A 14,311-nucleotide genomic window follows, 5' to 3' on the forward strand; every position below is an offset into this window, starting at 1 on the left:
CCCAGTTAGAACAATGTGGATGCAATCGTCAGAGGTCGCCCTGCTGCGACGTCTGTTCGTCGCGCGGGTTCACAATGGAATCAGCCACGATCGCCAGCAGCAGCACCACGCCCTTGACGAGGTTCTGGACCGTGTAGTCGATATTCATGATTGTCATTCCGTTCAGCAGGATGCCGACGAAAACCGTGCCGAGAATGACGTTGCGAATGCTGCCGTGGCCGCCGTTTAGGCCGATTCCGCCAAGCACGACGACAAGCAGGATGTCGTAGATCATCGTCGAGTTGAAAAGCCGGGCGTTGATGGCATTGGCCGATGAGGCGAGAATGAGTCCGGCCAGAAAGGCGATGAGCGCGCTGATGGCATACTGGGCCATGATCATCGGCCGCATCGGTATGCCCGTCGTGCGCGCCGCGTCGGGATTGTTGCCCATCGCATAGACCATCCACCCGAAGCCCGTGCGCGAAAGGACAAAGTGGAACAGGGCGCACAACGCCAGAAAGGCAAGGACAGTGACCGGAATGCCGAGGATATTGCCCTGTCCGATCGCTCCGAACCAACTGGCGTCCGCCGGCACATTCTGCATCTCAAGCGTGAAGAAGAAGGTGCGGCCGGTGCCATAGATCACCGAGCCGGCGGCGAGCGTGGCAAAGATTGGCGGCACATCGCCGAATGCGATGATGACGCCGATGACCACACCGCAGAGTATGGCAAAACCCGCGCCGATCAGAAGCGCAAGCACGAGCGAATAGCCGGCGCCGGCAATCACGAAGGCCCAGCAGACCGAAACCACCATGATCGCGATCATCGAGACGTCGATGCCGCGGGCTATGACCACCAGCGCCATGCCGAGCGCCAGTATACCGAGGATCGAGACGCTGCGCACCAGCACCAGAAGGTTGCCGGCGGTCAGGAATCCCGGCAGCAGCACCGAAAAGAACACGAAGGCCATGACGGCGAGCGCGAAGACGATGCCTTCCTGGCTCCTGAGAAGGCTGAGGTAGAAGGGTTGGGCTGCCTCATGGCGCGCGGCGGGGTTTTCCATGCCTCAGTCTCCGCCCATGCGCATGGCTTCCAGCAGCTCTCTGGCCCTGTCTGCCCGAACGTCGTGATCGGCGGCAAGCGCCCCGGCGACCTTTTCGATTTCCGCACCGACTGCGCCGGCAACGATGGCGATGTTGCGGGCATGAAGCGCCATGTGGCCTTTCTGGATACCCTCAGTGGCAAGCGCGCGAAGGGCCGCCATGTTCTGCGCCAGCCCCACGGCGACCGTGACTTCAGCCAGTTCCTGCGCGCTTTCGACGCCGAGAATGTTGAGCGCGGCGCGGGCGGCAGGATGGGTCTTGGTGGCGCCGCCGACAAGGCCCAGCGCCATCGGCATCTCCAGCGTGCCCGTCAGGTTGCCCTTGGCATCGATTTCCCAGTTGGAAAGCGAGGTATAACGGCCGGATCGGGAGGCCCAGACATGGGCGCCGGCCTCTATCGCGCGCCAGTCATTGCCGGTGACGAGCACGATCGGGTCGATGCCGTTCATGATGCCCTTGTTGTGGGTTGCCGCGCGGTAGGGATCGACGACCGCGAAGGCACAAGCCTCAACGATGCCTTGGACCACCCTCTCGCCCGCGTATTCCTCGGTCTTCAGTGCCTCGGGCGTCAGCGTGACAGATGCTCGGGCGAGACGCAGGTCGGCATAATTGGACAGAATGCGCAGGCGGACCGTGCCCCCGGTAATCTTCTCGATCATCGGCGCAACGGTCTCCGCCATTGTGTTGACCGTGTTGGCCCCCATCGCGTCGCGGACGTCGACGATCAGGTGAACGGCGATCATCGTGCCGACGGCGGTATGCTCGAAGACATGCACCTCGATATCGCGGCAGCCGCCGCCGAGCGCATTGAGAATCCGGTCCTTCGCATTCGCCGCGGCGATGATTGCCTCGCGTTCACGCAAGACCCGCATCCGGGCGCCGTGCGGATCGCCGAGGCCGAGGACCTGGACCTGGGCACGCATGATCGGCCCCGTGCTGGACGTCTTGAAGCCGCCACAGGACCGGGCGATGCGGGCCATGAACGAAGCCGCCGCCACGACCGACGGTTCCTCGACCGCCATGGGCACGAGATAGTCCCTGTCGTTGACGGTGAAGTTGGTGGCGATGCCGACGGGCAGTTCAAACGTACCGATGACGTTTTCGATCATCCCGTTCGCCGTTGCGAGCGGCAGGCCGCCCTTGACGAAGACCTCCGCTTCGCTCTCGTCGAGTGAGACCGCGTCAGCGACTTTTGCGCGCCGCTCCGCGGGCGAAAGGTTGCGCATGTTTTCCAGGCGCGAATTGATGGCTGGGCGCGATGCGCCCTGTTTCACGTCGGCCAAGGCCGCCTCCCACGTGACATTCATGATCCTCTTGAAATGTTTATTGCGAGTTTGTTACCATGATGAAAAGGTACAGTTTGAGATAATTGTCTGAAACTGTCCCTGTCCGATAAAACCGTGCCCCATGGCGCGCGCGAAAGTGAGGAAGCTTGGAAACCGGGAAAGGTGCGTTTTCGAGGAAAGCGGCCGCTTCTTTGGCAAGCGGGATGGCGCCGCCGCCGGCGAAAGGCGCGACCCTGGTGGAGACCATCGTCAGCCAGATTCGCGAGGAAATCTTTTCCGGCGCCCGGCCGGCCGCAAGCCGGCTTCTTTCGATCCGCAAGGCATCCGAGCATTACGGAGTCTCGAAGAATACAGTGGTCGAGGCCTATGATCGCCTCGTGGCCGCTGGCCTGATCGCTGCCCGCAAGGGATCGGGCTTCGTTGTGGCCCAGGCTGTCGACGCCGATGGCGCGGGCCGGCCGCGCCACGTCGCCGAGGCAATCGACATCGCCTCGCTGCTCGGCGCCCAGCTTGAACAGAGCTTCGCGATCAGGGTTGGCGATGGCCGCCCTCCGCCCTCCTGGACAGAGCAGTCCGAGATCAGGCGGCATCTCGGCGCCTATGGGAGACCTGCCTCAATCGAAACCGACGGATATGGCGCGGCTTCGGGCTTCAGGCCGCTGCGACAGCAGATCGCGCGCCGGCTGGCGGACCGACAGATCGAGGCCGGGGAAGACAATGTGTTGATGACCTTCGGCGCCAACCATGCGCTCGATCTGATCATCCGCAGCATGCTCCGCGCCGGCGATACGGTACTGGTCGACGAGCCGGGCTACTACCCTTTATTCGCAAAGCTTGCGCTGGCGCAAGTCAGGGTGGTGGGCGTGCGCCGCAATCCGGACGGGCCGGACATCGCCGACCTCAACGCGAAACTCGCGCGCGAACGGCCCAAGCTTTTCTTCACGCAATCGCTGGGGCATAACCCGACCGGCGGCTCGATTTCCCTTTCCGTCGCCCACGCCGTGCTCACGGCGGCGGCTCAGCACAATCTGACGGTCATCGAGGATGATCCCTTCGCCGACCTCCCCGCCTCATCCAGCCATCGCCTGGCGACCCTGGATCAGCTCAGAACCGTGATCTCGGTTGGAACATTCGCCAAAACCCTCTCCGCCAGCCTGCGCTCCGGCTTCATCCTGGCGCGCCGCGATCGGATCCAGGCGCTGGCCGAGCTCAAGATGCTGACCACCGTCAACAGTTCGGGTCACGTAGAGATGCTGCTTCACAGGCTTCTGGCGGACGGCCATTATGATCGTCACCTCAGGCGCCTCTGGCAACGGATCAGCAATGCCTCGGAAACCGTGCAGGAAAAGCTCCGGCAAGCCGGATGGCAAACCTATGCCGACATGATCGGCGGTTACTATCAATATCTGCTCCTGCCCGAAGGGGTCAGCGACATCGAGCTTGCCCGCAAGGGCGCGAGGGAAAGCATTTTCATAGCACCGGGCAGCGTTTTCTGCGTGGATAAGCACTCGCCGCTGGCGCGCGGCATCCGTATCAACATCTCCCGTGCCGACGACCAGCGCTTCTACGATTTTCTTTTGCGCAGCCTTTGACGGTTCTACCGCCCGACGAGGACACCCGCCGGTGGCAGGATGTCCTTTGAGCCTCAGACGTGAGGTTCAGGAGCCAAAACACCGCTTACCCATCAAAGCTCAGACATTTCGGCGGACGATCTGCCTCCAAAACAAGGCGCAAGATCAACTGCTGAGAGCGGCATCTTGAATTCGATGTCGTTAAAAGACACGCTCAAGCACGTCTGCCCGCTTTTGGTTCCATTCCAATCGAAGCTTTAAAAGCGGAGACTTGCCTTTGCCGAGAAGACGTGGCTCTGAAGGTTTTCGCGAAACTCGCCCTCATAGGCCGCCTCGAAGGAAAGACGGTTTGTTGCTCTGGCTGTCAACGCTGCACGTCCGACAAACGCATCGGCCCCGATGTCGGCCCCTTGTGCGGAAAAACTGCCGCCGAAAACTTCCAGGTCCGTGGCGCGTTTGACATCCCCATAATCGTGGCGCCAACCGAGACTGACAAGCGGCTGGAGCTGCAGACCGCTATCGAACGCAATGTCTTTCGAAAAGGCCATGGCAATCGTGGTCTGGGTTTCTTCGAAGGTTTCAGAAGGCAGGGAGAGGCCGAGATTGCTTCCCGTCTCTTGCATGCTGTCGCGATGAAAGGCTCTGTAACCGAATGTCGCCGACGGCGTCAGCGTCAAGGCCGTGGTTTCAAACGGATGGAATGCCGTGGCTTCTATAAACCCGCCGGTACCATGACCACTGGCGTTTGCAATGGCATGGTAGGAGCCAAGTGACGTTTCCCGGCTGGTGGAAAGGTCGCCGTAGGAAAGGCCCGCCCGGGCTGCAACAGCGATCATGCCAGTGTCGAAAGTGCCGTAGAGTGCACCCTGATAGGTGCCGATATTGCCGGATCCGTTGGCATTGGCGGAAACTTTGGCATATTCGTAAGAGGCCGCAACACCTGCGATGCCGCGACCAAACGTCCAGTCGAGGCCAAAAACAGCGTTATTGGCGGTGGTGTCATAGCCGGAAAGCCCGCCGGACGCGCCGACATCGGTTGCAATCGTGTTGCCGGCAATCCAGGCCCGGCCGGCGCCATAAGCCGTCTCGTTTGGCGAAAACCAGTCGACAGACGGATCGGTCTGCCGTTCGTTGATCGTATCTGCGAAGCGACCGATGGCCCGGACTGACGCCGTGGCCATTTCCGCATGCAGTTGTCCGGTCATCGAGGGAAGGCCCGCAGCGAGCTCAGCGAGACTTGCCGCATAGAGCGTATTATAACCACTATTATAGGCTGAATCAGGTCTCTGCCCGGCCACCGGTCGCGTCGCATCGATGGCGCGGCCCAGCGCTTTTTCATTGACGCCGGCAGGAATTCCAAGTGCTTCGAGGTTGCCGTAACGCTCGGGCGTTGCGGCCAGCGACAAGGCATTGTCCCAGTAAAGAACATCGAAACGCGTGGCTTCCGGCAGGCCGGCCGCGGGCTGTGTCAGCACGTCAAAGCTACCGGTCACGCTGCCTTCAGGCGCGGAGACGAATGTGAAAAGCTGGCCAGGCTGAGGCACGAATCTATTGGTTGCGGATCCGCTAATGCCACGCAGTTGCGGTGTCAGCGTGCCTCCCGCGGTGAATTGGTTGCCGCTGCCGGAAAGGACGATGCGGTCATAATTGCCCGCGCCGTTTTGTGTCCCGGTTCCATCGACTTCAATCGTCGTGGTGGCCGTTGCGTCCAGCGTCACATTACCTGAAACGGTCAGCGTACCGGGCGAACTGCCCGGGGACAGTCTTCCTGAAACACTGACGTCGGAAACAATAAATCCGGTGCCGCCAAGGGCGCCGTCTTCGCCGATTTTCAACGCGGCTCCGGTAAGGGAGCCATCCACAGCCAGCAAACCGCCATCAACCGCGCCGCCTTTCCTGAATGTTGCGTCCCCGGCGATGGCCAGCGTCCCGGCACCCTGTTTTTCCAGGCTGCCGTCGCTTTCAAAGGATACGATCCAGGTTGTGTCGCCATTATCAGCGCCGACGGTGTAAACGCCGTCTCCGGTCATGCCGACGGGAGCGACCGACAAGGCGCGATCCAGCCTGACGAGACCCCAGCCATAAATTTCATCAACGCCTGAAGCGCCGAGATCCTCGGCGGTCATGAACAGGATCCTGACAATTTTCGCCGGAGAGAATGTCGGGTAAGCTTCGGTCAGAATGGCAACTGCTCCGGACACATTCGGCGCTGCCATCGATGTGCCGCTCATGTTTCCATAACTTCCGTCATCGACAGGGACGGTTGAGTAGATGCCGGTATCGCGATGAGAGGGACTCCCGCCGCCTGGAGCAGCGACACACCATTCTTTCGCCACGCCACATCGGTTGGAGTAGCTGCTTATCTGGTTATAGGCATCGAGCGCGACGACGACGACGATCCGCCCGCGCTTCAGCCCATCGTTTTTCTCGGCTGCGGCCAGCGCCTCGGCGGATGTAAAGCTCAGGTCAAACCCGGTGCCATGATCGTCATAAACGAGGTTTCCGGAGGAATTCGTCACCCCTTCGTTCTTTGGCTGAATGAACGGATAGAGGCCACCGCCAAGCGGATTTTCGGCAACAATGGGCGCTGATTTCGGATAATCGCCGGCAGAATTGCCAGCCGAGATGACCAGGATCTGGCCTGCGTCCAGATTGGAGCGCATCGCTTTTGCCCCGACCAGCATGTCCGGTTGACCTTCCGGCGCGAGGTTCCAGGTCTTGGCGCCCGGACTAACGCCCGGACCGTAGCTCATATTGATGACTTTAACGTCGGAAAACTGAGCAAGATAAAGGCTTGCGTTAATGTCGGGGATCACAAACGGACTGACCTTTTCAGGATCCACGAAAGGGGCCGGGACGGCCTTGCACACATCGTTCAGAACATCCGCGCCGCACACCTCGAGTGCTCTGATATCGAATGTCTGATAGGTACCGTCACCCATATCCACCCTGACGGCGCCGCCCGCCCCGGTAATTGCCTTGGCGGAAATTATGGTTGCATCGGGCGCCACGCCTTCCATGCCGAATCCATTGTGACCTGCGCCGATGATGCCGGAAACATGTGTTCCGTGAGCGACGAGCGCTTCGGTATCCGCAGGGCCCTGGATAAAGCCCTTCTCAAACTCTTCGATGGTCAGGGTCTGTCCATCCAGAGACTTGTCGAACCAGTGAACATAACTTGTGGAACGGGAATCGACGCGTCCCGCGAATTCAGGATGAACGGTTCCATCAGGGCTGCGGTCAATGCCGGAGTCGATGACGCCGACAACGACGCCCTTGCCGGTCAGCCCTCTTTCACGTGCGGCTTCTGCCCGAATGGCATCGAGCGAGTAATTCCGTTGATACTCGCTGAGTGCGTTTTTCGGGATATCTGGATTACCGCCGGGATAGGGCAGAGCAGCCGGATAGGTGTTGGCAGAAGCGATGCTCTGACCAGAAAGAGACGATGACGGATAAAGACGGGCCAGGTGCTGTCCGGACTGAACCGCGCGCGCAATACTGTGTACAAGTTCGGGCCGCAACTTTCTCGCGCTTTCATAGATCAAACCGGCACGTTCCGGCGTCAGCCGCGCGTTCTCGACGATGCTCGCCAGAAAGGATTGCTTCCCGTATCCGCTGGCCTGTTCGAGTGCGCTGGATATCGCGCCACCTTGCAATATTCGGGCGTTTTCTTCTGGCCGGGACGTTTCCTTCGCGAGCGCTGCAGTCGTCAAGGATGGAACCGCGGCCATTGCTGTTGTTAACAGCAGGACCAGAGAACGAGATGCACGCTTGTCTGACTGGCGCTTCGAATTGAACAGGCCGAGTGCCATGGAAATCCACCTCAATATCCGGTTTCATTTCAGGTTTTCAAATGGCAAGTCCAAAGATCGATGCAACATGGGCGCTCAGCCCGCGCTCCTTGTATCGATACGGCGTATTTTGCGGTTCTCGCCATTAGACGAACCTAATTTCCGTCTAGAGGAAGAAAAAGACTCTGTATCGCCCACACGTCCCAAATGATGTGCTGAATGTACAGAAACGGTTTCTGGTCAGGGAATACGCTGGCATTTGCGGCGTTTACATTGCTGCCGGCTCAAAGCGAGTTCAATTCTCACCGCTTGCCAGCAAACAGGCACGCCCTATCAGCATCGACACTTGCTTCTTTGCGCAGGCACTCGCCCAATGCCTGCTACGCCCAGAGGTTGTTTCAGCGTGACGAGGCCTCCGGACTCGGCTGGCTGACGGCGCCGCCAAGGCTGCGGCAACCGGCAACGTCTTGCGGCTTTACAGCTAGTTGCCGACCACCGAAGGCAGCCAGAGCGTGAGCTGGGGCCAGAAGGTGATGACAAGAAGACCGACGAGAAGCAGGCAGAGGGGCACCATCAGGCCCTGCACGATCTTGACGACGCTGAGACCGGTCAGGCCGCTGGCGATATAAAGATTGGAACCCACGGGCGGGGTGATGAAGCCGATCGCCAGGTTGACCGTCATGATCAAGCCGAAATGGATCGGATCGACGTTGTACTGGGCAATGAGCGGCAACAGGATCGGGGTGAGGACGATGATGGCGGCAAGCGTCTCCATGACCATGCCGACCACCAGAAGCATCACGTTGATCAACAGCAGCAGAACCAGCTCATTCGAGACGTTCCCGCCGATCAGATTGCCGAGCATGGTCGGCACGCCGAGCAGGTTGAGCGTCCGCCCGATCGCCGCTCCCGTTCCGGCCAGGATGAGGATGGGCGCGATCGTCAGCGCGGTTCCGGCGACGGTCCGAACCACGCCCAGTGGCGTCAACTCGCGGAACACGACGATCGAAACGAAGGCGCTGTAGGCAACCGCGATCGCGGCCGCTTCAGTGGGCGTGAAGACTCCGGAATAGATGCCGCCAAGCACGATAACGGGGGCCAGCAGCGCCCAGAAACTGTCGATAAAGGCCCTGAACTTCGACACCCGGCCCGCATCGGTTTCGATCCTGTCCTTGTGGCGCGTGCCGTACCAGAAGGCGTAGCACATCAAAAGGCCGCCGATCAGCAGCGCCGGAAACACGCCGCCGATGAACAAAGCGCTGACGGAGACATTCGCCGACATGCCGTAGATGATCATCGGGATGCTGGGCGGCACGATTACGCCGAGCGTGCCGGCCGTCGTCACCAGCACCGTCGCGAATCTGAGATCGTAACCCTGCTTCGTCAGGAGCGGGATTGCCATGGCACCGATGGCGGCGACTGTTGCGGGCGATGAACCCGAAATTGCGCCGAACAGCATGCAGGCCATCACGGTCGCGATCGCCAAACCGCCGTTCAGCCCGCCGATCAAGGCATCGGCGAAGCTGAACAGCCGGCGCGCAAGACCGCCCTTGGTCATCAGGTCGCCCGCCATCATGAACAGCGGGACCGCAAGAAACGGGAAGGAATCGATCGCGGTGACGATCGTTCGCACGGTCTGCCCGGTGTTGACCGGCGCGCCGAACCACCCCGGGATGATCGCGCCATAGCCGAGCGCAATGGCAACCGGTACGGTCAGCAGCAGAAGAACAAAAAATGAAATGATGGACAGCGCCGGATACATCAGATGTCTCCATGCTCGTTTAGCGGGATCTGCCTGGCGACAAAGTCGACGATCAGCGCCTGGATCGTTCTGACCATGGTGAGGCTGAAGCCTACCGGAATGGCGGCATAGACAGTCCACATCGGAATGCCGAGCGCCGGCGACGTCTGGCCCAGCATGGCAAGGCGCTCGATCAACGGAAGGCTGGCCGAAATCATGATGAAGCTGAAGACGAGCATGCCGATATGGGCGATAATCGCAAACACCCGATAGCTTTTCTCGCCGAACAGCAACGGCAGGAAATCGACGCTGATATGCCGTCTTTCCCGCACGGCGAGGCTGACGCCGACAATCGCCGACCAGACCAGCACATAGCGCGCCAGTTCCTCCGACCATGTGAACGGCGAACGCAGGAAGTACCGCATGATCACCTGCGCAAACAGGACCACGGACATGACGAGCAACGCGCCCGTCAAAAGGATGCGCTCAAAATAGCGTTCCAGAAAACGCAGGGCTTTCATGCTCACCTCCCAATCTCTTCACGGGGAAGCCGGACGCGGCCATGACAGCCGCGCCGTCGGCAATTTCATCAGGCTCTTGCCACTTTTTCGCGGAATTGCGCCGTGCCGGTTTCGATGTGCCCCAGAAGCGCTTCCACCGCCCAGTATTTTTCGGCGATATCGAAGTCAATGGCCCGGCTGCCGATGCCGTCGAAGGTCCCCAGACGCTGGTGGTAGAGCTTGGCGAGCTTGGGATAGCCCATCGGCTCTGCCATGGCGGCAAGCGCGAGGAAAACGGCCAGCTCGCCAGCGAGGTCGCTGTGTTGCGGTCCCTTGGTCAGCAGCCATTTATAGAGGTCGGGATGGAAATTCGTGAACACGCCGGTAAAACCGTTCGAGCCCGAGAGCATCGCTTCATGCGCAATGCCTGCATTGGCATTGACGATGGCAAGCGAGGTATCCGCGGTCAACGCCACGCGCCGGCGGACCGTTTCGAGGTCGCAGGAGACATCCTTCAGAATTCCGAAGCGATCCGAGCGCGCGCAAAACATCAGCTCTTCATCGCTCAAAAGCCGCCGGTATGGAGCCGGGCATTCGTAAAGGCCAAGCGGCAGATCCTTCGGCAATTTTTCGATCAGCGAGCCAAGATCGTCGATGAAGGCGGTCCCGCCCTTCTGGCCTGCGTCAAGGCGGTTGGTGACGAGCACCAGCCCGTCGACGCCGGTTTCGGCCACCGCATTGAGTTCGCGTTCCTGGTCTTCCAGCTTGTCGCTGACATGGCCGGACGCGACGACCGGAATCCGGCCGCCCACGGCTTCGACGACGAATTTTGCAAGGGCAACGCGTTCTTCGAGGCTCAGAAACAGCATTTCACTCGATTGGCACACGGCAAAAAGCGCGTCGCAGCCATTGGCGATATACCATTCGATCAGCCGAGAAAGTCCCGGATAGTCAATCGTGCCGTCGTCCTTGAACGGCGTGATCATCACCGGGATGATGCCCTCGATACGCTTAGTCATTGCTTTCGCCTTTCAGTACGCCGGGATTGACCACATAAGGACGGATTCTCTGGTGGTCGCCGGACAGATAGTCGAGAATGTTTGAGACGCAGCGCTCGGTGACGAGGCGTTCGGCCATCTTGTCCATGCCCGAAACGTGCGGCGACAGAAGAACATTGGAGAATTCGCGCAGCTTCGAAGACGCCGGCAGGGGCTCGGTCTCGAAAACGTCGAGCCCGACGCCGCCGATGCGGTCCTCCTCAAGCGCCATCGTAAGCGCGGCCTCGTCGATCAGCGGACCGCGCGAGGTGTTCACCAGAATGGCCGTCGACTTGACCAATGCCAGCCGCTCGGCATTGACCAGATGGCGGGTTTCCGGCGTCGAGGGTGCATGAACGGAGATCAGGTCGGACTGCGAGAACAGGTCTTCCAGACTTTCAACCCGCCTGGCGCCGAGGCTTTCGATCTGCTCGTCGCTGGCGAAGGGATCGTAGACAAGCGTCTTCATCTGGCTCGCCACGCAACGCCGCGCCATGGCGCCGCCGATCCGGCCAAGGCCGATGATACCGGCGGTGCGACCCCACAGGCCGGGGTGGAAACCGTCGAAGAACCACTGGCCGGACTTGACCATCCGGTCGCGCGGAATGATGCGGCAGGCCAGCGTCAGCGCCATGGCATGGGCATATTCGGCCACGCTTTCGTGATTGGCGCCGAAGGCCATGGCGACTGGAACGCCGGCAGCGCTCGCCGCCTCGACATCGACCTTGTCATAACCCACGCCCCAGCGCGCGATGATGCGCAGCGACGGCGCCGATTGCAGCACGCGCGCCGTGTAGGGTTCGCCGCCGGCAATGGTGGCCACCACGCCGCCCTGAAGCTTTTCGATCAGTTCGTCTTCGCTCGGAAGACGGAAGGTCTCGTTGACCTCGACCGTGAAGCCCGCCTCCTTCAGCGGATCAAACAGGGCATCGCCGTTTTTGAACTGCTCGGTATTGACCAGTATTTTCTTGTGTTCAGTCATGATGCTTCCAGGCATTCTGGTTGGAATTTGCGGCTGCGGGCGAGCGACCCGGCGCGGCGGCCGGCGACATTTACATGCCGCTCAGCAGGCCGCCGTCGACATAGATCACCTGGCCATTCATGAAGCTTGCGGCTTCGGAGGCCAGGAACACGGCAACGCCCTTCAACTCGTCGAGCTCTCCCCAGCGACCGGCGGGCGTGCGCGCGCAGACCCAGTCGTTGAATTCCTTGTTCTCGAACAGATCGGTGTTGAGTTCGGTGCGGAAATAGCCGGGGCCGATGCCGTTGACCTGAATGTTGTGGCCTGCCAGCTCGCAGCACATGCCCTTGGTCAGCATGCGTACGGCGCCCTTGGCGGTGGTGTAGGGAACAATGCTCGGCCTGCCGACTTCGCTGGCAAGCGAGCAGATATTGATGATCTTGCCGCGCTTGCGCTCCGTCATGCGTTCAGAGACCGCGCGTGCAACGAAGAACACGGCGTTGAGATTGGTTTCCATCACATCGCGCCAGAGTTCATCCGTGATTTTGGTAAACGGCGACCGGCGCTGGATGCCTGCATTGTTGACGGCGATATCGATGGGGCCGATTTCGGTTTCGATCTTCTCGATGCCGGCGGCCACTGCCTTGCTGTCCGTCACGTCAAAAGGCACGGCGTGGACGGCGTAGCCCTTGTCCGCAAGCTTCGCCTGCGCCTTGGCCAGACTTTCCGGCTTTCTGGAATTGATGACGACCGTTGCGCCGGCATCGGCAAAAGCCTCGGCAATTGCAAATCCGATCCCTCTGCTGGAGCCGCTGACAAACGCCGTCTTGCCGCTGAGGTCGAACATTTCCTTGATCATGAATTTTCTCCAGAGTGGCACACCCGAAGCCGCATCACGGGCCCGGCTGCGCGCGCCGCCTGCAAGCAGGAGCGCGGCGCATTTTCCGCCCGCCATCGGGGCGAGGACACGCGCTGTGCGCGCGTCCCTTGTCGTCAAGACAGATCAGTTGGCGGATTTCGCCTGATCGATCGCGTTCAGCAGACCATCGACGATATCGTCGCCGACATCGGCGCGAATCTGGTCGATCATCGGCGCGGTGCGCTCCTGGAACTCGGCCAGCGCCTCCGGCGTCAGCTCGATGATTTCCATATGCTCTGCCAACTCGGCACGCTGATCCGCGAGTGCCGCGTTCTGCGCGTCCCACTGATGGGCGATGGCATCATCGAGAACACCGTCGACGACGTCCTGCAGGTCTTCCGGCAGGTTCTGGTACCAGGCGTTATCCATCAGCATGAGGTTTGCCAGAAGGATGTGGTTGGTTTCGGTCAGGTAGTCCTGAACTTCATAGAACTTGCCCGACAGGATGTTGAGGTAGGGGTTTTCCTGACCATCGACAACGCCCTGCTGCAACGCGCCGTAAAGCTCGGTGTAGGCAATCGGGGTCGGCGCGGCGCCAAGAAGGCTCCACATCTCGATGTGATAGGGGTTTTCCTGCACGCGAATGCGCAGTTTGGCCTCCTCGATATCCTCGACCGAGTGAACGGGAACATCAGATGTGGTCAACTGACGGAAGCCGATGTTGAAGAAGCCCGCGAGACGGAAGCCGCTCGGCTCCATGTATTTCTCCAGGCCCTTGGAGAATTCGCTATCGAGCAGAACCTGCTTCTGCAGTTCCGGGTCTGCCGGAAAGATATAGGGGATGTCGAAGACAGCCAGCTGTTCGACGAAGGGAACCAGCGGTGACGTGCTCATCGTGGTGAGCTGGACATCGCCAAGCGCGATGCTCTCGGCCACTTCACGGTCGCCGCCGAGCGCGCCGCCGCCATAGAGCTTCGCGGAAATGCGGCCGTCGCTCCGCTTGTTGATCTCCGATTCCATATATTCGAAGGCCTGATAGATCGGGCTGTCGGGATCGGTGACCTGCATCGACAGGACCATGTTGTAGTCCGCCGCATGCGCGAGTGAAACATGCGATGTGGCGATCAAAATGCCGCCGGCGGCAGCAGCCAAAATCTTGTTCATAGAAGCCTCCCTTAGACTTGTTTATGGCGGGTGCGGGCAGGCCGGAACCTCTCTCCAAACCTCCCGACGACGACCGGACATTTCTGAAGCCGCCCCGCTCAATCGTTAGTTCCGGCCCTCAAAATCGAGCCGTGCCATTTTTGATGCTGGGGCCGGCGAAAACGCCGGAAATCACGACATGCAAAAATGTCCGGAAACCACTACATGCAACTGACATGTTAGTCAACACTCAGACGCATGCCAGCCATGCACTGCCCTGTCTCCCCCTCACCTGTTCAATTCCGCGTCTCATTCCAAGCGGCACCGCAATTGTTGACAT

The 14,311-nt window shown here is 60.3% G+C and carries 10 protein-coding genes; 1 reads left to right on the forward strand and 9 read right to left on the reverse strand.

The window, feature by feature from the left end:
* Nucleotides 1–28: 28 nt before the first annotated feature.
* The gene (locus tag K7H91_RS06025) at nt 29–1,042 is read right to left on the reverse strand and encodes an ABC transporter permease (protein ID WP_230719301.1); all 1,014 of its coding nucleotides are present in this window, start codon (nt 1,040–1,042) and stop codon (nt 29–31) included.
* A gap of 3 nt (nt 1,043–1,045) precedes the next feature.
* Nucleotides 1,046–2,365: a hydroxymethylglutaryl-CoA reductase, degradative gene (locus tag K7H91_RS06030; protein ID WP_269066018.1), complete on the reverse strand. Its 1,320-nt coding sequence runs from the start codon at nt 2,363–2,365 to the stop codon at nt 1,046–1,048.
* 206 nt (nt 2,366–2,571) lie between these two features.
* Here K7H91_RS06030 and K7H91_RS06035 point away from each other — a divergent pair, with 206 nt between their 5' ends.
* Nucleotides 2,572–3,960 carry a PLP-dependent aminotransferase family protein gene (locus K7H91_RS06035; protein ID WP_230719302.1) on the forward strand — a complete coding sequence of 463 codons (1,389 nt, stop codon included), beginning with the start codon at nt 2,572–2,574 and terminating at the stop codon, nt 3,958–3,960.
* Between the two features lie 236 nt (nt 3,961–4,196).
* Here the strand turns inward: K7H91_RS06035 and K7H91_RS25675 are convergent, their stop codons facing one another.
* The 7 genes from K7H91_RS25675 to K7H91_RS06075 all read right to left on the reverse strand — a co-directional run bounded on the left by K7H91_RS25675 (nt 4,197) and on the right by K7H91_RS06075 (nt 13,992).
* Complete coding sequence (locus K7H91_RS25675; RefSeq protein ID WP_330165989.1) at nt 4,197–7,751, reverse strand: S8 family serine peptidase; 3,555 nt, start codon at nt 7,749–7,751, stop codon at nt 4,197–4,199.
* Between the two features lie 460 nt (nt 7,752–8,211).
* Nucleotides 8,212–9,492 (reverse strand): TRAP transporter large permease, encoded by a 1,281-nt coding sequence (locus K7H91_RS06050; protein ID WP_230719303.1) that lies wholly within the window; start codon nt 9,490–9,492, stop codon nt 8,212–8,214.
* A complete protein-coding gene (locus K7H91_RS06055; protein WP_230719304.1) occupies nt 9,492–9,992 on the reverse strand; it encodes a TRAP transporter small permease in 501 nt (166 codons plus the stop codon). Before K7H91_RS06055 ends, K7H91_RS06050 begins: the two co-directional genes overlap by 1 nt.
* Before the next feature lie 68 nt (nt 9,993–10,060).
* Nucleotides 10,061–10,990, reverse strand: a complete 930-nt coding sequence (locus K7H91_RS06060; RefSeq protein ID WP_230719305.1) for a dihydrodipicolinate synthase family protein — start codon at nt 10,988–10,990, stop codon at nt 10,061–10,063.
* Nucleotides 10,983–11,990 (reverse strand): phosphoglycerate dehydrogenase, encoded by a 1,008-nt coding sequence (locus tag K7H91_RS06065; RefSeq protein WP_230719306.1) that lies wholly within the window; start codon nt 11,988–11,990, stop codon nt 10,983–10,985. Before K7H91_RS06065 ends, K7H91_RS06060 begins: the two co-directional genes overlap by 8 nt.
* Before the next feature lie 70 nt (nt 11,991–12,060).
* Nucleotides 12,061–12,825, reverse strand: a complete 765-nt coding sequence (locus K7H91_RS06070; RefSeq protein ID WP_230719438.1) for a glucose 1-dehydrogenase — start codon at nt 12,823–12,825, stop codon at nt 12,061–12,063.
* 147 nt (nt 12,826–12,972) lie between these two features.
* Nucleotides 12,973–13,992, reverse strand: a complete 1,020-nt coding sequence (locus tag K7H91_RS06075) for a TRAP transporter substrate-binding protein (protein WP_230719307.1) — start codon at nt 13,990–13,992, stop codon at nt 12,973–12,975.
* Between the last annotated feature and the right edge of the window lie 319 nt (nt 13,993–14,311).

The sequence above is a fragment of the Martelella mediterranea genome, from assembly GCF_021021415.1.
Classification (GTDB): Bacteria; Pseudomonadota; Alphaproteobacteria; order Rhizobiales; family Rhizobiaceae; genus Martelella; species Martelella mediterranea_C.

Bases quoted from the DNA above. Each gene is read 5' to 3' on its own strand.
- K7H91_RS06025 (WP_230719301.1), bottom strand. From the start codon at position 1,042: ATGGAAAACCCCGCCGCGCGCCATGAGGCAGCCCAACCCTTCTACCTC.
- K7H91_RS06035 (WP_230719302.1), top strand. From the start codon at position 2,572: ATGGCGCCGCCGCCGGCGAAAGGCGCGACCCTGGTGGAGACCATCGTC.
- K7H91_RS25675 (WP_330165989.1), bottom strand. From the start codon at position 7,751: ATGGCACTCGGCCTGTTCAATTCGAAGCGCCAGTCAGACAAGCGTGCA.
- K7H91_RS06050 (WP_230719303.1), bottom strand. From the start codon at position 9,492: ATGTATCCGGCGCTGTCCATCATTTCATTTTTTGTTCTTCTGCTGCTG.
- K7H91_RS06055 (WP_230719304.1), bottom strand. From the start codon at position 9,992: ATGAAAGCCCTGCGTTTTCTGGAACGCTATTTTGAGCGCATCCTTTTG.
- K7H91_RS06060 (WP_230719305.1), bottom strand. From the start codon at position 10,990: ATGACTAAGCGTATCGAGGGCATCATCCCGGTGATGATCACGCCGTTC.
- K7H91_RS06065 (WP_230719306.1), bottom strand. From the start codon at position 11,990: ATGACTGAACACAAGAAAATACTGGTCAATACCGAGCAGTTCAAAAAC.
- K7H91_RS06075 (WP_230719307.1), bottom strand. From the start codon at position 13,992: ATGAACAAGATTTTGGCTGCTGCCGCCGGCGGCATTTTGATCGCCACA.